This window comes from Streptomyces sp. 796.1 (assembly GCF_047525675.1).
GTDB lineage: Bacteria > Actinomycetota > Actinomycetes > Streptomycetales > Streptomycetaceae > Streptomyces.
This window is the reverse complement of record NZ_JBLIWA010000014.1, coordinates 1-18,060: the sequence shown is the minus strand read 5'-3', so window position 1 is coordinate 18,060 and position 18,060 is coordinate 1. Positions and strand designations below refer to the sequence as shown.

Annotated in this window: 18 protein-coding genes and 3 pseudogenes; 13 read left to right on the top strand and 8 right to left on the bottom strand. The window is 67.2% G+C overall.

Features of this window, described 5'->3' with window-relative positions; genetic code table 11:
* Positions 1 to 44: 44 nt before the first annotated feature.
* Both ACMA1D_RS11835 and ACMA1D_RS11830 read left to right on the top strand, forming a co-directional pair.
* A complete protein-coding gene (locus ACMA1D_RS11835; RefSeq protein ID WP_414723855.1) occupies positions 45 to 389 on the top strand; it encodes a hypothetical protein in 345 nt (114 codons plus the stop codon).
* A gap of 41 nt (positions 390 to 430) precedes the next feature.
* A complete protein-coding gene (locus ACMA1D_RS11830; RefSeq protein ID WP_414723854.1) occupies positions 431 to 643 on the top strand; it encodes a hypothetical protein in 213 nt (70 codons plus the stop codon).
* Positions 644 to 1,030: 387 nt separating this feature from the next.
* On the opposite strand, the gene ACMA1D_RS11825 is transcribed toward ACMA1D_RS11830, so the two are convergent.
* A complete protein-coding gene (locus tag ACMA1D_RS11825; RefSeq protein WP_414723853.1) occupies positions 1,031 to 1,804 on the bottom strand; it encodes a response regulator in 774 nt (257 codons plus the stop codon).
* A gap of 121 nt (positions 1,805 to 1,925) precedes the next feature.
* Here ACMA1D_RS11825 and ACMA1D_RS11820 point away from each other — a divergent pair, with 121 nt between their 5' ends.
* Positions 1,926 to 3,533 (top strand): sensor histidine kinase, encoded by a 1,608-nt coding sequence (locus ACMA1D_RS11820; RefSeq protein WP_414723852.1) that lies wholly within the window; start codon positions 1,926 to 1,928, stop codon positions 3,531 to 3,533.
* Positions 3,530 to 4,747, top strand: a complete 1,218-nt coding sequence (locus ACMA1D_RS11815) for a PP2C family protein-serine/threonine phosphatase (protein WP_414723851.1) — start codon at positions 3,530 to 3,532, stop codon at positions 4,745 to 4,747. The genes ACMA1D_RS11820 and ACMA1D_RS11815 overlap by 4 nt, the downstream gene beginning before the upstream one ends.
* A gap of 261 nt (positions 4,748 to 5,008) precedes the next feature.
* Here the strand turns inward: ACMA1D_RS11815 and ACMA1D_RS11810 are convergent, their stop codons facing one another.
* Positions 5,009 to 5,599 carry a DinB family protein gene (locus tag ACMA1D_RS11810; RefSeq protein WP_414723850.1) on the bottom strand — a complete coding sequence of 197 codons (591 nt, stop codon included), beginning with the start codon at positions 5,597 to 5,599 and terminating at the stop codon, positions 5,009 to 5,011.
* A gap of 610 nt (positions 5,600 to 6,209) precedes the next feature.
* On the opposite strand from ACMA1D_RS11810, the gene ACMA1D_RS11805 reads away from it, so the two are divergent.
* Complete coding sequence (locus ACMA1D_RS11805) at positions 6,210 to 6,383, top strand: CsbD family protein (RefSeq protein WP_414723849.1); 174 nt, start codon at positions 6,210 to 6,212, stop codon at positions 6,381 to 6,383.
* 583 nt (positions 6,384 to 6,966) lie between these two features.
* On the opposite strand, the gene ACMA1D_RS11800 is transcribed toward ACMA1D_RS11805, so the two are convergent.
* Positions 6,967 to 7,218 carry a hypothetical protein gene (locus ACMA1D_RS11800; protein WP_414723848.1) on the bottom strand — a complete coding sequence of 84 codons (252 nt, stop codon included), beginning with the start codon at positions 7,216 to 7,218 and terminating at the stop codon, positions 6,967 to 6,969.
* A gap of 746 nt (positions 7,219 to 7,964) precedes the next feature.
* Between ACMA1D_RS11800 and ACMA1D_RS11795 the strand changes: the two genes are divergently transcribed.
* The 3 genes and pseudogenes from ACMA1D_RS11795 to ACMA1D_RS11785 form a co-directional block, all read left to right on the top strand.
* A complete protein-coding gene (locus ACMA1D_RS11795; RefSeq protein ID WP_414723847.1) occupies positions 7,965 to 8,225 on the top strand; it encodes a GlsB/YeaQ/YmgE family stress response membrane protein in 261 nt (86 codons plus the stop codon).
* Between the two features lie 630 nt (positions 8,226 to 8,855).
* Positions 8,856 to 9,884, top strand: coding sequence for a YdcF family protein (locus ACMA1D_RS11790; RefSeq protein WP_414723846.1), 1,029 nt, complete (start codon positions 8,856 to 8,858; stop codon positions 9,882 to 9,884).
* A 72-nt stretch (positions 9,885 to 9,956) separates the two neighbouring features.
* A pseudogene (locus ACMA1D_RS11785) lies at positions 9,957 to 10,466 on the top strand (zinc-binding dehydrogenase); the annotation flags it as partial.
* Positions 10,467 to 10,585: 119 nt separating this feature from the next.
* On the opposite strand, the gene ACMA1D_RS11780 reads toward ACMA1D_RS11785, so the two are convergent.
* Together ACMA1D_RS11780 and ACMA1D_RS11775 are read right to left on the bottom strand one after the other, a co-directional pair.
* Positions 10,586 to 12,805 carry a hypothetical protein gene (locus ACMA1D_RS11780; RefSeq protein ID WP_414723845.1) on the bottom strand — a complete coding sequence of 740 codons (2,220 nt, stop codon included), beginning with the start codon at positions 12,803 to 12,805 and terminating at the stop codon, positions 10,586 to 10,588.
* A gap of 31 nt (positions 12,806 to 12,836) precedes the next feature.
* Entirely contained in the window at positions 12,837 to 13,286 is a 450-nt protein-coding gene (locus ACMA1D_RS11775) for a hypothetical protein (RefSeq protein ID WP_414723937.1), read from the bottom strand.
* 576 nt (positions 13,287 to 13,862) lie between these two features.
* On the opposite strand from ACMA1D_RS11775, the gene ACMA1D_RS11770 reads away from it, so the two are divergent.
* Complete coding sequence (locus ACMA1D_RS11770; protein WP_414723936.1) at positions 13,863 to 14,351, top strand: DUF6191 domain-containing protein; 489 nt, start codon at positions 13,863 to 13,865, stop codon at positions 14,349 to 14,351.
* Here the strand turns inward: ACMA1D_RS11770 and ACMA1D_RS11765 are convergent.
* The 3 genes from ACMA1D_RS11765 to ACMA1D_RS11755 all read right to left on the bottom strand — a co-directional run bounded on the left by ACMA1D_RS11765 (position 14,239) and on the right by ACMA1D_RS11755 (position 15,734).
* Positions 14,239 to 14,478, bottom strand: coding sequence for a Mu transposase C-terminal domain-containing protein (locus tag ACMA1D_RS11765; protein WP_414723935.1), 240 nt, complete (start codon positions 14,476 to 14,478; stop codon positions 14,239 to 14,241). The two genes, ACMA1D_RS11770 and ACMA1D_RS11765, sit on opposite strands and share 113 nt — an antisense overlap.
* Before the next feature lie 205 nt (positions 14,479 to 14,683).
* Positions 14,684 to 15,142 (bottom strand): TniB family NTP-binding protein, encoded by a 459-nt coding sequence (locus ACMA1D_RS11760; protein WP_414723844.1) that lies wholly within the window; start codon positions 15,140 to 15,142, stop codon positions 14,684 to 14,686.
* 403 nt (positions 15,143 to 15,545) lie between these two features.
* Positions 15,546 to 15,734, bottom strand: coding sequence for a hypothetical protein (locus ACMA1D_RS11755; protein ID WP_414723843.1), 189 nt, complete (start codon positions 15,732 to 15,734; stop codon positions 15,546 to 15,548).
* On the opposite strand from ACMA1D_RS11755, the gene ACMA1D_RS11750 reads away from it, so the two are divergent.
* The 4 genes and pseudogenes from ACMA1D_RS11750 (at position 15,727) to ACMA1D_RS11735 (ending at position 17,947) form a co-directional block, all read left to right on the top strand.
* A complete protein-coding gene (locus tag ACMA1D_RS11750) occupies positions 15,727 to 15,885 on the top strand; it encodes a hypothetical protein (RefSeq protein ID WP_414723842.1) in 159 nt (52 codons plus the stop codon). The genes ACMA1D_RS11755 and ACMA1D_RS11750 overlap by 8 nt on opposite strands.
* Before the next feature lie 94 nt (positions 15,886 to 15,979).
* A pseudogene (locus ACMA1D_RS11745) lies at positions 15,980 to 16,198 on the top strand (ATP-binding cassette domain-containing protein); the annotation flags it as partial.
* A 57-nt stretch (positions 16,199 to 16,255) separates the two neighbouring features.
* Positions 16,256 to 16,703: pseudogene (locus tag ACMA1D_RS11740) on the top strand (IS5 family transposase); the annotation flags it as partial.
* A 317-nt stretch (positions 16,704 to 17,020) separates the two neighbouring features.
* Complete coding sequence (locus ACMA1D_RS11735) at positions 17,021 to 17,947, top strand: endonuclease/exonuclease/phosphatase family protein (RefSeq protein ID WP_414723841.1); 927 nt, start codon at positions 17,021 to 17,023, stop codon at positions 17,945 to 17,947.
* Positions 17,948 to 18,060: the final 113 nt, after the last annotated feature.

Sequence of the window (18,060 nt, the reverse complement as noted above, 5' to 3'; positions counted from 1 at the left end):
CGTATCTGGTGCGGGCGTCTCGCGGCAGAGCGGGGAGCGGGTCCGTGGCACGGCATCGCCGACGGGCCTGGACCGGGCTCCAGATAGCCAGACTTGGCGCGAAGGGCCGCACCGAGGGGGCGTTGACCGTCCAGCAGGCCGCACTTCCCGGCGCGCTCCACGCACAACGCACCCACAAGGTCTGCATCGCAGCGGGCATCAAGGACGGCCAGACGGCCCGGCTCCGCGAGCTCGACGGCCCGGGCACGCGCGGTGGCACCCCCGAGGACTTGCACACCACCATGCGCGTTGTCGACCGACTCGCCGCCGGACTTCGACCCGCCACGGCGGCTCGGGCCCCCGGGAGACGGGCGATTGTCCCCTATGGGCGGCCCAACTTGCCCGCGTAGGCTCATATTTTCGGCCTATCCGCCCGCTAAGGGAGACCGTCGTGCCATCAGGCATCAAGTTCTGTTACACCTGCGACACCGACGAACCTCACCGGCCCCTCACCGACGACGAGAAGGCATGGCTCAAGAGCCGAACGGGCCAAAAGAACGTCGATGGGTACTTCATGTGCGAGGCACCGAAGTGCCGCAACGTGCGAACCGGTTTCAACAAACGCCCCTTCGACCCCGTTATCCGCGTGCCCCTGCCCGACTGACGCCTAAAGAGCAGCAGCCGGGCCCGTACACAGATAGTCGGTGGCATCGGCGAACCGTAGCCTGTGCTGCCGGCAGGGCCGGTGCCCGCGGCACCGGCCAAGGGGCCCCTTCCCGGTGCGTCGACGGAGAGCCCACAGCCAGCATGGCCCCCGCCTCGTACCACCAAGTGCCACCGGCAGCATGAACTCGTCCAGCCACCAGCAACATCCAGCGCCCGGTCGTCGGCGCACCGGGCATAAGCCGACTGGCATCGACCTAGAGCCCGCGGCAGCGCCCACCCTGGCCCCCGGCCCGCGGGTGCCCCGCTCCCGCACCGTGCGAGGAGGTACGCGCACCGTGCGAGGGGGGGGGTACGCACCAGCTCGCGCCGTCACCCAAGGGGTTGTTCAGGGGCGGGGGCGGGTGGCTGTGTCGAGGTAGAAGGCGTCGATGCTCTGGACCGCCTGCTCGAACTCTTCGAGGTTGACGGGTTTGGTCACGTAGGCGTTGGCGTGGCTGCTGTACGCGCTGGTGACGTCGTCCGGAGCGGTGGAGGTGGTGAGGACGACCACGGGGATGGTTTGCAGGTCCTCGTCGCCCTTGAGGATCCTCAGCAGCTCGCGACCGTTCATGCGGGGCATGTTCAGATCGAGAACGATGAGATCGGGTCGCGCGGAGTCCGGAGCGCGCAGGTGTTCCAGTGCGGCGACTCCGTCGGTGACCCGGACCAGGTTGCGGGCTCCGCGCTCGGAGAGGGCCTCCTCGATGAGCATGGCGTCAGCGACGTCGTCCTCGACGAGCAGGACGTCGAGGGGGCGGGCGGGGGTGGCCATCATCGGGTGCTCCGTGGGTTTCTCGTCTGAGTGGTGGAAAATGCCCGGCCAGCGACGCCGGGCCCCCTGGCGGGTCATGCCGCACGCGGAGCCGAGCTGAGGGTAGCTGGCGCCCGCGCGGGCGGCTGCCGTCGCCGCCTCACGCTGGAGCCGTTCGGTGGCTTGCTGGAGGTGGTCGAGGACGTGGAGTAGGGCCAGAGCCTCCGGTAGCTCGCCCGATGCCCAGCGCGGGGAGCGTCTTTCCAGCAACCGTTGGGTGAGGCGCCGTGCAAGGTCGTCCACCGCCGCGTCAGCGATGGCGGCTGTCTCGTGCGAAGAGGTCCGCAGGTCGAAGTTCTTGCCTGGCATGCCCCGCACCCTAGGCCCCAGAGGCGCCCTGCGACAACAACAGTTGTCGCCCCCTACAGTGTGCTGGCCATACTCACTGACGCCCGGAACGGCCGTCATGGTGAAACGAGGAGTGCACGAGATGACCGGCGACGAGAGACCGCCGCGCCAGCGCGGACTGTCTGCGTGGACGACCCGCCGGTGGCTTCGCGCGGGGGTGGCAGTCTCCCTGGCGGTACTTGCCACGCTCGGTGCGACGGGAGCCTGGGTCCTGACGCGGACCGAGACGATCAGCGAGGACCTCGTCGACGTACGTTCCCCCGCGCTGATCACCGCGATCCGCCTGGAGTCGGCCGTACTCAACCAGGAGACGGGCATCCGCGGCTACGGCATCACCGGCGCGCCGGAGTTCACCGCGCCCTACCGACAGGGGCTCGTGGAACAGCGGGCGGACCTGGAACGGCTCGCCGACCTGCTCGCGGACGACCCCGACGGCCGGGCCGGACTGGAGGCCGTACGCAAGGCCGTGGCGCGGTGGCAGGAGCGGGTCGCGCGGCCGATTGCCGAGGCGCCGCCGGAATCGGTGTCGGCGCTGGCGGCCGAGCGGGCGGCGGAGGGCAAGACCACCTTCGACGACGTCCGGGCCGCACTGAGCGACCAGCAACAGCGCCTGCGCGCGGACCAGGCCCGGGCCAGGGACGACCTGATGTCCATGATGACCGTACGGAACTGGGTGTTCAGCGCCATCGGCGTGCTCATCCTGGCGCTCGCGGCCCTCATCTTCGAGGGTCTACGCCGCGGCATCACCAGGCCGCTGGACCAACTCGGTTCGGACGCCCGCGTGATCGCCGGTGGTGACTTCGATCACCCCATCGCCCCGTCCGGCCCGGCCGATCTGCGGCGGCTCAGCGGCGAGATCGACTCCATGCGTCGACGGCTGGTGAAGGAACTGGCCTTCAGTGAGGAGGCCAGGTCGCGGCTGGACACGCAGGCCGCGGACCTCCAGCGCTCCAACGCGGAGCTGGAGCAGTTCGCGTACGTGGCCTCGCACGACCTCCAGGAGCCGTTGCGCAAGGTCTCCAGCTTCACCCAACTCCTCCAGCGGCGCTACGGTGGGCAACTCGACTCCCGGGCCGACCAGTACATCGACTTCGCGGTCGACGGCGCGAACCGTATGCAGGTCCTCATCAACGACCTTCTCGACTTCTCCCGGGTCGGGCGGCTGCACAACACCTACCAGAGCGTCGACCTGGAACAGGTCCTTGAAAGCACCCTGTCGACGCTGAGTGTCACCATCGAGGAAGCCGGCGCCACCATCACCCACGATCCCCTGCCCACCCTGACCGCCGACCCCACCCAGATGGGGATGCTCTGGCAGAACCTGATCGGCAACGCCGTCAAGTTCCGCCGCCCAGGCCAGGCACCGGAGGTGCACGTCGCGGCGCGGCGGGAGGGCGAACTGTGGCGGTTCACCGTCACAGACAACGGCATCGGCATCGATCCCGAGTACGCCGACAAGGTCTTCGTGATCTTCCAGCGGCTGCACACCAAGGACGCCTACTCCGGAAGCGGCATCGGCCTGGCCATGTGTAAGAAGATCGTCGAGTTCCACGGCGGGAGCATCGCCGTGGACACCTCGTACGACGAGGGCGCACGCATCAGCTTCACCCTCGCCCCCGAGCCGCCGGAGGCCGTTGACGAGCCCGTCGACACAGGTGCCGCCCGCTTTGAGGAGGAGCAGGCACGATGAGCGCGCCGGTGACCACCACGGGCAGGGCGTCCGCCGACGAGCCGACGTACCACATCCTGCTGATCGAGGACGACGAGGGCGACGCCCTGCTGGTGGAGGAACTCCTCCACGACACGGGTTTGCGGTTCGAGTTGACCACCCGCACGACGTTGGCCGAGGTCCGTGACGCTCTGAGCGACGAGCGGATCAACTGCATCCTGCTCGACCTGCACCTGCCCGACGCGTCGGGCACCGACGCGGTCACCGCGATCCGGGCCCTGGCCCCGCACACCGCGGTGATCGTCCTCACCGGGCTGTCCGAGGCCCAGGCGGGCACCGAGGCCATGGCCGCCGGCGCCCAGGACTACCTCGTCAAGGGGAAGGTCGAAGCGGACCTGATGCACCGGACGGTGCGCTACGCCGTCTACCGGAGCCAGACCGAACGCGCCAACGCCGAAGCCCAGGCGGCCCGCCTGCGGGCGGAGGAGAACGCCCGCCTGGAGCGGGGCCTGCTGCCCCAACCCCTCCTCGACACCTCCACGGTGCGCGTCACCTCCCGCTACCTGCCCGGAGCCGAGATGACCCTGCTCGGCGGCGACTTCCTGGACGTGGTGGAGGGGGATGACGGTCTGTTGCACGCAGTGGTGGGCGACGTCAGCGGGCACGGCCCCGACGCTGCCGCACTGGGCGTCTGCCTGCGCATCGCCTGGCGCTCCCTGGTGCTGGGCGGGCACCGGGGGGATGACCTGTTGCACCTGATGGAACGCATCCTGATCGCGGAACGCGGTAGCCAACAGCTCTTCGCCACGTGCACCCTCCTCACCCTGGACCAGGAAGCGGCCACCGCCACCCTCCACCTCGCCGGCCACCATGAGCCCCTCCTCACCACGCGCGAGGGAACCCTGGAACTGACCGCCGCCCACGGCATAGCCCTGGGCATCGTCCCGGGGGTGGAGAGCTGGCCTGCCACGGTCCTCACCCTCCCCGCCGCGGGGGCCCTCACCCTGTACACCGACGGCCTCACGGAGGGACACAACGGCCCCGGGCGCGAGCGGCTCGGCGTCGAGGGGTTGCTGGCCCTCATCGAGAACCTGCCGCCGACACCCCCGGCCACCCACGTCGACCTGCTCATCAAGGAAACCCACGAGCTGAACGCCGGGCGGCACTCCGACGACGTCGCCGTACTCCGCCTCGACTGGGGCAGCCAACCAGGGGCTGAGGCGGGGGCTGGCTGAGACCGGGCCGGTGCGTCCGGCTCCTGCACACCGCATCCGAGCACGCGGCCCGCTTGTGATGAGGCAGGCTGCGTGCTCGTACGACCCCTCGGCGGCTCGGGAGCCGGCCCCACCCCGTCCCTGGTACCGTCTGCGAGCTGGGGGCGGGTGTGTCGGCAGTCCGCCTGCTTACGGGGGCCGACGCCAAGGGGAAGCGGCGAGGCAGGCGACCACGGCGGGTCGTCGGGGTCGCCTGTCACGACGGGTTGCTCTTAGAGGGCCTCAGCGCTGCTTGCGCTGGGCCTCTTTGGCGGAGGCCTCTAGCCGGTCCCAGTAACCCTGATACCAGCTTGCGTCGCCGCCGTCCATGTTGGTGTTGTCCTGCCGCATGCCGACCGTGCCGTCGATGAGCTCCCGGACGATGTCGGCGTGGCCGGCGTGCCGGTTCGTCTCGGCCGTCATGTGCAGCATGATCCGCTGAAGCGTCACCGTGCCCTCCTCCCACCACGCGACGTGGCCCCTCGCGTCCAGCGGCAGCGCCTCGATCGTTGCGTCGGCGTGCGCCCAGGCGCGGTGGTAGAGGCCGAGGATGTCCTCGCGCGACTCGTGGGCGGGTGCCCACATGTCCGCGTTGGGTTCGGAGTCCTCCTGGTCCCAGGGGAGGAGTTCGTCGTGCGGGCGGCCGAAGGTCGGACCGAAGTAGGCGAACTCGACGCTGGCGAGGTGCTTGACGAGACCGAGGAGGTTGGTGCCGGTCGGTGTGAGGGGGCGGCGGATGTCGTACTCGGACAACCCGTCCAGCTTCCAGACGATGGCTTCGCGGGCTGTTCTTAGGTAGCGGTGCAGGTCGCCCTTGGGATCATGGAACTTCATGAGAGCTGAGTCTCGCACCCGTGGCCAGGCCGGTCGATGGGTGTTCCCTCTTGGGGTTGCTGGTTGCTGGGGAGGGAGGGGCCCAGGCCAACGGCGCGTTGCCAGGCGGGGTGGGCTGGTGGTGGTAGGGGTGGGGGCCGGGGTGGCTGGCAGGCGGACGCCGGCGGGCAGAAAGGGGAGGGGCAGGGATTGGTGCACTTGCCGGTGCAGCGGTGGTGACCAGCGGTACGGGCCATGGCCCTGAGCGTTCTCATCGCAGTTCCCTCCCGCCGGGCTGGGTCTTACGGCCGGCGGTGATCCGGCAGCTCAATGTGTTGCTGAGGTGGCTGGTGAATGAGCTTATGAGCGGGTCTTGGCGAGAGATCAACGGGCTGGAGGCCCGATCCGGAGCAGGCCGGGGTCTTCCGCGGCATGGCCACCACAAGCCACGGCGCCGGCGTCACGAAGCAGGCATGCGGTCTGGACGACTGCCAGGTCTGCCGCTACCCAGGCTGACACTGCCGACGGAGCCGGGGCCAGGGAGGTGCCACCAGTGATCGTGTTTGAACACGGCGACAGAGGTCAGACGCTGGTTGTACCTGATGTCCAGCAACGCAAGGGTGTGAGTGACATGGCTGCTGACAAGAAGGCCGAGGCCAAGACCGAACAGGCCAAGGGCAAGGTCAAGGAAGCCGCCGGGCGCGCCGTGGGTAACGAGCGTCTCACCGCCGAGGGACGAGCGGATCAGGCCAAGGGTGACGCGCGCCAGGCCAAGGAGAAGATCAAGGACGTCCTGAACGACTGACGGTGCTTTCTGTCGCGTCCTTGAGTCGGGCTCTGGGGCACTCCCGGCGCCCTCGGCCCGAGGGGAACGTCGTGAAGCGCCGCCCAAGGAGCTTTGCGCAACCTCCAGCGGTGTGGCCATTCTCCGGTTATTTCTTTCAAATCGGCTCCGGGCCCGCGTGTAACACGTGGGCCCGGAGCCGACTTGAGAGGTCTTTTAGACAGGGCAAGCGGGAGCTCGAAGTCACCACGGCCTCGGTAGGGATTCCCGGTCGGGATTTTGGGTCGTGAGGGTGACGAGTCGTGTCGGCCAGTATTGGGGGACTGTCCGTCACGTAGGAGAGCGCACAGGGCGTTGACCCGTCGGCGTGCGAGGGACATGACGGCCTGCAAGCCATCCCCGGAGTCCGCCCTGGGTGAGCCAACCCTACGAACGGCTCGCTCATCCCGACCACCAACGTGGGGACGACCAACCGTGTTGTGCCCGGGCACGCTCGCGGGGTTGTTCGTGTCCGGATACCTTGCGGCCTCAAGAGAACGGGATGGGCAATCGCCGGGCCAGCTGGCCCACTCGGCTGCCGTAGATGTAAGCCGGTTGACTTGCATCATTTTGACGCGGCGTGGTGACCAAAGAGCCGTGAGGTTCCGGCGGCGGCCTTAAACCGTACTCGGCGAGCCTCGGCTGCGATGTCGTCGGAGGTCGCGCCCAGGGCATAGGCGATGGTCATAGCCTTCTCCCACCTACGGTGGAGCGGGGCGCCGATGATGCCGTAGTGAACGCTCGCCGTGGCGGCGGCGCGGATCGCGGCCGGCGCCTCCACGTCGCACTCGTGGGGATGCTCGGGTCGATTCGCCACGCTGGTCCACCGTGCCCCAGCGCGGTACGCGCCGCAGCCTGAACGGCGTCTCGCGCAGCAGACGAAAGGTGTGTCATGAATCCCCGCTGCTCTCCTCTTCATTTGAGATGCGTTTCCAGGTCTGCTGAACAACGGAAGAGATGCTGCGCGGGTCTGGCTGGTCTACGACCACTCGGCATTTCGGCATCAGACAACGGCAGAGAAACGCAGCGCATTAAAGAGGGCGGCACCGTGGATATGTCGTACCCCACGGCGACATCTTGGCAAAAAAAGAAAAGACGTGGAAGGGAGTTTCGATAGGCATAGACGGGAGTCCTCTCGCTCCGCTGCGCAGGGTCCGCTCCGAGGTAGGACCAGGCCTCAGCTCCGTACCTATGGCTGGCTGGAGTGGATATTGCTTGACTCGGAACCTGACTTTGAAGGTCCCCAAGGAGAGTGGTCATTCTTCGAGTGGTCGATGGTTCGTGTACGAGACGCCAGTCCGGCGAGGGCTGGGCAGGCCACGCCGGCTTACCTCAACACCCACGAAGCCGGGGCACCGATGCCACCACGCGCCGGGCCTGAGTTCGGCCGTACGCCGCCTATTCGCGTAGCCCGGACGCCCGCAATGTCCCTGGCGCCGCAGGGCTTCCCACCCCGTGGTCCGTCGACTTGCTGAATGCTTCCCAATGGGCAGGGCATACCAATTACCTGGTGCGGGCACGCGTAGGGTGACAGACATTCATATATAAACGAAAGGAATCGCCGTGTCGTTTCTGTGGGCCATCATCGCAGGGCTCATCATCGGCCTGCTAGCGAAGCTTGTCCTTCCCGGTCGCCAGCCCATTCCTATATGGCTTACGGTGATTCTAGGCATCGTCGGCGCTCTGGCCGGTAATGGACTAGCCTCGGCTTTCGGGGTTCGTGACACCGACGGCTTCGACTGGATTCGCCACTTCTTCCAGATCGGTATCGCGGCCGTGCTGATCTCCGCTGTCACTCCCGTATGGTTGCGCCGACGGACCTGAATAGAGGCACCCCACGCTCTCCCGTAGGCAGCCCTCGCCGACGCGCGGTACCGGCACTCGCCCACCGGCAAGTGCCGGTACCGCGCCAAGTGAGGGCCAGATGGGGCCCTGACCCTGCGTTCATCAACGACCTGTTCATCTCCTTCTACCCGCTGGTTACGGCGTTCCCCGTACTGGCCGGGCTTCGCCGCTCCAAGACCGCGGTCTGCGCTGGAGCCACGCGCCGCGCGCGTTGGCGCCCTTGCTCAGCAACGACTTGTGAGCCCTGCTCGACCGGCGCCTTGACGCCACCAGGCTTCGTGTTCACCGACCCAGGCCAGGATTGTCGCCGCGGAAGTCCAATGGGCCCGCGGTGCACGCTGGGTCCTGGCCGGCCGGCTACTGATAGGCACCCTCACCCTCCTGATGGTGCCGGCCGCTGCCTTGTGTAGTTCCAGGTCGCGCTTGTTGGAAGGGCCGTGGCCTTTCCCATTCCGGGAATGCCGTAGGCGGGCTCGGTGTCAGCCACCGATGCCGCCCCGACGCCGCCGGCTCCGCAGTCCCCGCTGCCGACGTAAGGGACGAAGTGGTGGGTGCGGGAGCGTCTACGAAGCTTGGCCGGGATCGCGCCTTGCCTCGTAGGATCGGTACATGATGGCCTTTGTCCCGTCGTTCGTCTGCTTCTTCCTGTTCTGTGCTGGTGTGGTGAGAGATCGCCGTCGAGTAAGCAACGCGGTTCTGTTGGGCCTGTCCGTCGTCTTCGCGGTGCTCGCACTCTTGCTGCATGTGTTCTCCGGGCGGGCTCAGTTGGGCCGTGATTTGGCCGTCGTGTTGCTGCTCCTGGCGGGTGTGGGAGTCGTCACGCTGGCGTGGTTTCTCATCGCCAACGGGATCACCATGGTGCGCAAGGAAGGTAGAAGCTTGGCGAACTTGCTGTCCCTGGGAGCGGGTATCGCCCTGGTTGCCCTGCTCGCGCTGTTGATCACCGCGCTGATGCTGCACACGCACGCGCTTTTGGTGGTGGCGGCGACAGCGGTGGCACTCGCCGGATACGTTGCCTTCCTGTTCCTGTGTTTCCTCGTTTATGGGGGCCTGTACGGGCGTCTGCGTCTCCGGCGGCGGGCGGACTACGTAGTGGTCCTCGGCTCGGGCCTGATGGGCGGCACTACCGTGCCCCCGCTGTTGGCCAGCCGCCTTGACCGGGCCCGCAGGGAACACGCCAGGCTGTCCCGGAAGGGCCGGCGCCCGATCCTGCTCGTCTCGGGAGGGCAGGGACCCGATGAGAAGCTGCCCGAGTCCCACGCGATGGCCGACTACCTGGTCACCCAGGGATTCCCCGCTGACCTGATCGAACGCGAGGACCGTTCGAGGAACACGGACGAGAACCTGACGTTCAGCAAAGCTCTGATGGAGCAGGCGAATCCGGACTACCGGTGCGTGATCGTCACGAACAACTACCACGTTTTCCGGGCCGCAATCATCGCCCGCCGCACCGGTGTCCGGGGTCACGTGATCGGCGCACCGACGGCTGCGTACTTCTGGCCGAGCGCCATGATCCGCGAGTTCGTGGCCCTCTTGGTCGCCTACCGCCGCACCAACGCCACGCTCTTCCTGCTCGTCCTGTTGAGCGGCCTGTTCATCTGGTGGCTGGGGTGGCCGTCGGCGGGAGCGGTTACGTAGAAGGCGAGGGCCTTCAGCGGCACAGCTGTCTGGCCTTGACGGGGCGGGTCGTCGTGCCGCCAGCTCCCCGTCGTCGCGGTGGCTGGTTTGGGTGGTCTTGGTCATCTCGCGGTCAAGCTGGCCGCGGCGTTGGGTGCCGCCACCACGGTCATCAGCCGCACGCCGGACAAGCTTGAAGACGCCCGGAAACTCGGCGCGCATGATCTCATCGCTTCCACCGACACCCGTCGGATGGCCGCGGCCCGCGATACCTTCGACGTGGTCATCGACACCATCTCGGTCTCGCACGATCTCGCTCCGTACTTGAAACTGGTGGCGATGGTCGGCACTCTCAGCCTCCTCGGGTACCTGGGCCCTATCACCGTTGATGTCGTGGACCTGCTCATTGGCCGTAAGAAGCTCAGCTCCGCAGGCAGCGGGGGTCGATCGGCAACGGCCGAGATGCTCAGGTTCTGTGCCGATATCGGCGTCGCTGCCGACATCGAACTACTTCCGTCATCACGGGTGAACACGGCTCTGGACCGTCTGCGACGTGGTGATGTCCGCTACCGCTTCGTGCTTGACATGTCGGACCTTGATTGACGGCTGCCGGCTGACGGCTGATGGGGGGCGCTGGTGGGTGAGCCTGCCCCCTGCTCCGCTGCGGCAGGCGCCGAGGTGCTTCCGGAGCCTGCCGCTGGCGAAGAACGGCGGTGCGTGGGTTACTGCAACTGTTGCGCAGTCCGGGAGAGCTCACGCATCACTTGACGCCACTGTGCTGTGTGTTCTCTTGTCTCGAACCACTTGTCCACGGTGTTCTTGTCGCACCATGTCTTCACCTTGTCCACGAGCGGAGCGCAGTCCCCGGCCAGATCTCGATTCCCGGTGGCCCACCGCACGCGCCGGGCGATCTCGTGTACCCGGTGCGCTGCCCGGTAGTAGGCAACCTGTACCTCGGTCAGACGGCGGGTCGCGTACCCGCCGCACTTGCTGCACGGATCGAACTGCTCGGCGTGCATCATCTCTTCGACCGTCACCAGGTCGTACTGCCGGGTCAGCCCGCCGTCGCCACGTCGGTGGTCGCAGTCGGGGGAGTGGGCCCTGCCTTGGTACCGCCCGGCAGCGTCCGTTGTGTAGAGCTGTACTCGTGCCAGGACTCCCAGCGGCAGCCCGGATCCGCCATGGGCACTGTCCTCGGAGACCGGCCTGAAAGGTGCCAGGTCCAAGGTTTCCATGGCCAGCAGGCCGTGCCACACGTCGTACGGGAACGGGCCGTTACGATGACCGCGCTCGTCACGGGCGCCTTCCCACACCCGCAGGTCCGGCACCCCGCGAGCCAGGGACAGCGACCGCAGGGCCGCATCGGCCTCCCAGCGGCTTCCGCGCATGAGCCGCGCCACCACCCGTTCGCCTTCCGTCGCGCTCAGGTCGCGTGCGAAGTCGGGGTCCTCGGCGTCATGGATGCGCGGCAGCCAGATCGAGCCGCCCTCCGAGGAGTCCGCACCCGTCGACTGCTCGTGTTGCTCCGGCAGGATTCCTCCGGGCAGGCCGTCGGCAGCCGCGATGATGACGTACCGGCCCCCCGCGTGCACCCGCTGCTCCAGCACCGACAGGGAGATGACCTCAGACCCGTTCGCGAGGGAGAGCACGAGGTAGAGCTGATCGGCCTCCTTACTGATGGCGCGCAAGGCCCGAAGGTGCCCCGCGGTGACTGGCCGCCGCTCGCTGACGGGACCGTCGTCGAACACCCCCGGCTCCACCGACTGCTCCGGAACCGTTACGGGCTCGGCTGCGGCTTCCTCGGGCGTGCGACAGGACAGGTTCGAATCGGGTGACAGAAGGCGAACCGCGATGGGCTCGGGCACCCGCAGCGTGACGGTCAGTCGTTCCCAGTCCGCCTCCGTGCCCCAGGTGACGAGCACCCCGAGTTCCCACTCGCTGAGTGAGCGAGGGTAGGACTCGCGAGGTTCACTTTGGCGCCGAGTGAACCATTCGGGAAGGCGGGCGACCAAAACACGCTCCTCCCACGGGCCGGATGCCGCGGCCTCGGCTTCGGCTGTCCACGCGGACACCAACTGCCTGGAGTGTTCGAGTACCGCGTCCCTGCCCTTGCGTCGCCTCCGCATCCCATCCGCGAGGTGATAGGCGAGGTGGGCCCCCTCGCGGGGGTGCTCCCAACTGTCCGCAGCGTGCCCACGCCATCGTTCCCACAGCGAGATCAGGTCCGACGTGACCTTCGTGGCAGGGCCGAGCGCGGTGAGCGCAGGGGCATCCGACAGCAGCTCCGGGGTGTCCATGGTTCCCGCGCAAGCAGCCACGACCAGCGCGTCCCGTAGCAGCAACTGTCTCGACTGTTGCTGCAACAACGCGATGTAGGAAGTCTTCTGCTCTAGGGATGGGCTGGCCCAGGGCCTCAGCCACGGGAAAGGCGCCAGCATCTCGAATGTCCGGTGGAGACTGGCCACTGCCTCGCGCCACTGCCCGACGACGGTGGTTCGCTCCTGGCGAGCCGCCTGCATCGTGTGCCAGTCTTCTTCGTCTTCTTCGGCCGGCTCGTCCAGGTCTTCTTCCGACACGTCCTGAGGGGGTCGGTTCAGCAGAGCTGCTGTCTGCTGCACATCCTCCTCGGTGCGCGTGTCCTCGTCCGGACCGGCATAGTGGTCCAGTTCGGACAGCAGCCCCAGCCCGGTCAGAGCTTCAAGGAAGAGCCCCAGCCCTGTCCCTGGCCGAGCCCACTGGCTGGACTCGGCGCACCGGGGGCACATCTGCTGAACCGCCGTGCTGAGTGGCAGCTCCGAAGCGGTCAGGTTGCCCGTCCTGACCTGGGAGCAGCGTGCCGAGGCATGCAGCTTGGCCTTGTTGCCTGGCGTCGACCAGACGGTGATGCGTGACGTCGCGAAAGGCCCCAACGGCACCTCTGGCGACAACCGACCCAACGTCACCCGAACCCCCTTCATATCGCCGACCCAGAGCCTAGCCGCGACCACTGACACTCTCCGCTTGTACGAGCCGGACCGGCAGCGGAAGGCCACGCGGCCCCGCCCAACGTCGAGCCGAGCCGAACACGGAAACGGACCGCTCGGCGTCGGGCCAGAAGGCCACTCGCGCACCCCCGCCAGCCCCATCGCCCTGAGGCGCAACGAGAGGCCGGTCGTAGTGACCGCCGGGATCACGGCGAGCGTTGCGTAGACGCCCAGCATCGCCGCGAGCGTTGTCCAGGGGGCCTGATCGGGGTCCGTACCGAGAGCAGGCCCAGTGCGCCCCACATGCCCGCCAGATTGAGGCAGACGGATCGGCTCCCAGTACGGCGCCGACCGCGACCGCCATCAGTGCCTTGGCGGCCACCAGTCGGAGTACCTGCCATCGGGTGGCACCGGCCAGCCGTAGCAGGGCCAGTTTGAGGGCGCGGTCGGACGTTGCCATGACCGTCGTGTTGGCCAGCAAGATGCCCGGGTAGAGGAGAATGATCCCGAGGACCAGGAAGAAGCCCACCCTGGTCGTCCGGTTGGTCTCAGGGTGGGTCCCCGCACCCAGGCGTCCCGGTTGAGGACCTTCCCGCCCGACGCCTGCACCGCCTCACGCAGGCCGGCGCCGACGGTGTTTGCGTCGGCGCCGTCAGCGAGGCGTGCGTCGCCCCGGTCGACGGATGCCGCGGGGGCGTTGCGCGAGGTGAGGTAGACGCCGTTGTTGCCGGTGCCGATGGGCCTGACCGTGGCGATCTTCGGGAACTTGCTTGTGCCGGCGTCGAGCCACACGTCCACCCGTTTGCACAGGGCGGGCTGTTCCCACTCCTCGTTGACGATGATCAAGTCGTCATTCAGATCGCTCGCCCTCCCCGCAGGGCCTGCCGCGTCGCGCAGGGACCACCGCGGACGCCGGATCGAAGGGAACTTCCTGGACAGGCGCCACATCTTCCCGTGCAAGACAGGTATGTGGGCGCGGGCTGCATTCCCGGCACTGGCGTGACTGTTGTTCATCTGCTGTGCGGTGGAGATATTGATGCGGGGCTTCAGGGGGGGTAGCGGTCTGCGCTCCTTGCGGGCGCCCGCGAGACGTCCCCTGACGGGTTCCGCGTTCGACGAGTTCGGCCTGATTCTTAACGGCGACAAGTCGATCGAGATTGAACAGCAACAGCAGGACGAAGGGCGCCGTGACGAGAAGGGTGACGGTGCTCCGCCACACACGCGCATCGACCTGACCTCCGGTACAGCCCGCATCGTCTTTCCGCCCGTGACCGGGTCGGCCGGTCCGTCGTCGAAGGCCAGCGCCGGAGGGGAGTCCTCAGCCTCCGCCTCGGTCAGCGGACCCAGGCGCTCGGGCGGGGTAGCGGTGGTGACGGCCTCGAAGCGCTCGTGGCGCAGCCGTGCGGCGGCCTTCATGTCCGCGCGAAGCCGCCGCGCCTTGGCGGTGCGGGCTGCGCGGACCTTGTCGACCTGCTCCTCGTTGGCTGCCTCGGCCAGAATGGCGCTGCCCAGGTGCGCACCCTGAGGTCGAAGACCTCGATGGTCATGTCGTGGTGGGGCAGGTGGCGCACCGCGACATGGAAACCGGCCTGGCCGACCATCCAGGGGGTGATGTAGTGGCGGTTGCGCCACCACACGCCCTGCGTGGTGATGGTGCGGGTGCGGTCGTCGTCCTCAAGCCCGAAATGGGCCAGCTGCCCGGAGGGAACATCGTGCAGGGGTAACGCTCGGTGGGGGTCTATCGGTCTCGGCGGGGGCGGTGGGTTTCGGCGAGGTGGTCGAGGCGGATGGCTTCGAGCGTGGCCTTGGTGATGCGTTCGGCGTCGTCGCTGATGGCGGTAATGGCTGCTTGGCGGATCAGCCGGGTGAGTGATCCGATGCGGCCTGCGGTGCGCTGGTGGAGGTAAGAGGCGTGGCAGGGGAGCGTGCCGTGTTTGTGGTGGGTGTGGCCGCGGAATGGGTGGTGGTGCCGTGGCGGGTGGGCAGGGGGCCGCCGGCGAGCTGGGCACCCCGTGTACCGCTGAAGAGAGGTGTGTCGGTGACGTTGATGCCGGCGTAGACGAACGTGGCGGGTAGGCGTTCGCTGAGGTCTTTGATCAGATCGGCGGTTAGGGCGCCGGTGGTGGTGCGGGGGTTGAGGCGGTGGATCTCGTCGATCATCACCAGTTGGACACCGGCTTGGGTGTAGGTGTGGCAGATGGCGTCGGTGATCTGGGTTTGGGTCATGCGGGCGGTGACGGGGATACCGAGGTAGCAGGCGAATTCGGTGACGAGGGTTTTCGCGGTCGCGCCGGGCGGGACCAGGACATACGCCACTGGTACCACTGTGTGCGCTGATCCGGACGGTGCGGGGTTCTTGCGGATGTGGGCGAGGTGGCAGGTGCGGCCGACGTTGAGGAGCGCGGTCGTTTCCCTGCTGCGGCGGGCCCGGTGACGATCAGTGAGGGCCGTGCGGTGGGTCTGCTGGTGGCGGCCGAGGACCATCAGGGTGCGGACCTAGGTGGCCAGGGCGTGGATGGTCGAGGGTGCGGATGGTGACGAACGCGGAGTGATAGGCCAGACGTTCCCCGGTGCTGCGGGGCGGGTCGCCGGGGCCGGGGGTGGGTCGGTGGTGGCGAAGCGGTTTCAGCCCTGCCAGGTGGTCAGAGGCCAGGACGCTCCACCTCGCCGCTGTCGTCGGTGCCGCCTTGTGTGCTGCCCGCGCTTGTCTGGCTCGGATTCACCATGCGGCGGTTTCCTCGTGCGCGTTGTCGAGCCTGAATCCGGTGGCCGGGGCGGGGCTGACGTCGTCGGGCAGGTCGTCGATGCTGTTGTCGTTACCTTCGTCGCCTTGCGGCGCTGGGCTGCCGGCGGGTGCCTCGGTGTCGTGGTTGTCCCTGTGCAGCGTGCTGTTCCCGTCCATGGACATGTGCTTCGTGGCGCTGGTGGTCGCGGTGCTGTCCGCGGGCGGAGCGCTCGACATCCAGGGAGCGCTGAGCCTGGGCACTGTGGTGGACTGCGTCTGGTACGCGCACCAGCTGTCCGACCCCTTGGCGGTCATCGTGCTCCGCCTTGAGTAGTTGCAGAGCAGCGGAGCCTCCTTCGCCCGGGTGAGGGCCTCAGCCAGCTCCTTGAGACAACGCCTGCTTCCATGGTGGGAGCGACCCCAGAGCCCTGAGAGAGCCGCATCGAGGTCACCGGCGTGCACTATGCATTCAACAACGGCGTCGACATCCTGCGCGGTGTGAACCTCACAGCCGCCCGCTCGGGGGAGCGGCTGGTGTTGGTGGGCCTTCGGGCTCTGGCAAGACCACGCTGGGCAGACTCCTCGCGGGTATGGATCGCCCGCGCGCCGGCACGGCCACCGTCGGGAACGCGCCGACGGCCGACCTGGACTCCGACCGGCTTCGCCGGCAGGTCATTCTCGTCACCCAGGAGCACTACGTCTTCGGTCCCAGCCCGGTCGATCGAGCCCGGCCGGGCAGCAAGCACCACGTCATCACGGACGGCCAGGGCATCCCGGTCGCCGTCTCCTTGTCCGGCGGAAACCGTAACGACGTCACCCAACTCCTGCCCCTGCTCGACGAGATCCCCGCCGTGGCCGGCGTCGTCGGCCGCCTTCGGCACCGGCCCGACGCACTCCTCGCCGACCGAGGCTACGACCACGACAAGCACCGCAGTCTGCTCTGGCAGCGCGGATCCGCCCTGTCATTGCGGAGGTGTTGTACATGGCTCCGGCCTGGGCATCTGCCGCTGGGTGGTCGAGCGCACCATCGCCTGGCTGCACGGCTTCCGACGACTCCGGATCCGCTGGGAACGGCGCGACTACATCCACGAAGCCTTCCTTGGCCTCGCCACATGCCTCATCACCTACCGGCACGTCGAACGCCTTTGGTAGGACCTCTAAAAGGATCATGCAGGGTGTACGACTGATCCCGGTTCATTCAGTTGGCGGAATATCTCCTTGTAGCGCGCCATTGGCTTCTTCTAAACAAGTGGGGATGTTCTTTGAACGGGAGTTCCTAAAAGGAATCACCTCTTCCTTTCAGGGGTGCAGGTTCCGAAAATGTAGGACCCGTGAAGGTGTTGCAGGTTTCGGCACCTATGGGCGAGTGGCTACGCATCGGCGAGGCAACGGCGAGCCGCTCCGCTCGTATTGCGAGCAGGGGGGGCACGTGGGGGAATTGCTAGTTACTACCACCGGGAAGGTTTGGCATGCGCCGAAGAGAGAAGATCGCAATTGTATTGAGCGGCATCCTGTTGGGTGCGGGGGCTGTATTGGCGCCGGCCGCTGCGGCCGATGACCAAGAGCCGACTGTGATGGCTGAATACACCATCGGCCAGTTCAATATGGCCGGTGGGCACAAGGAGCATGGGAAGAAGGGGAATGAGGCGCCTGACGCCCTCATCAGGAGCGTGGAAGACCGAAAGCCCGCGTTCATGACGGTGCAAGAAGCTTGTCAGGACTGGAACGCGCGCTTGGAAGAAAAACTGCCAGACTACGTCGTGGTGTTTCAGCCGATACTAGGGGGGAGCGGAGAGCCAAGCCGCTGCTACCATGGCGGCACACTGTTCGGTAACGCGTTGCTCGCTCGTAAGGATTTGGGTTTCGACAAGAGCGGTGTGGCGGACTACGACCTGCAAAGCCCACAGGTGCGGGAGCCGAGAGAGCACCGCAAGATGCTGTGTCTCAAGTCAGAGCCGCAGAAAACAGTCGCCTGTAGCGCCCACTTGTCAGTCGGCAACGACAGCGCGAGCCTCGCTGCCCGCCGCGGCGAAGCCGCCCGTGCCGCAGGCATCATCGCCGGTAATTATGCCGACTACAAGCGTTTTCTCGGTGGAGACCTGAACGACGACCCGCTGTCCGGCGTGGCGGACAACTTCTATCACCCGGGCTACGGTCGTGGCGCACATGGAGACTTCAAGGAAGCGGACAGCCCGTGCGGTAACCAAATCAAGAGGGGCTACGTCGTCTGGTCGTTGCCTCCGGTGTGGTTCTGGTGCCGCTCGGGTGAGGACACGCACAGTCAGGGGAAGCTGGACTTTCTCTTCACTCCGCCAACGGTGCACGTGACGTGGTCCGACGCGACACACGCCAAACACTCCGACCATTCACTTCTCTGGGCGGGCGTTGAGATTTAAGCAGCATCCACTGAGCTGCGTTGTGCGGAGCGAAGGCCCAATGTTCTAGGGCTCACTGTTACGCGAGCACATGCGTGGCTAGTACTCCACCTCGAGGGTATGCCACCACATTC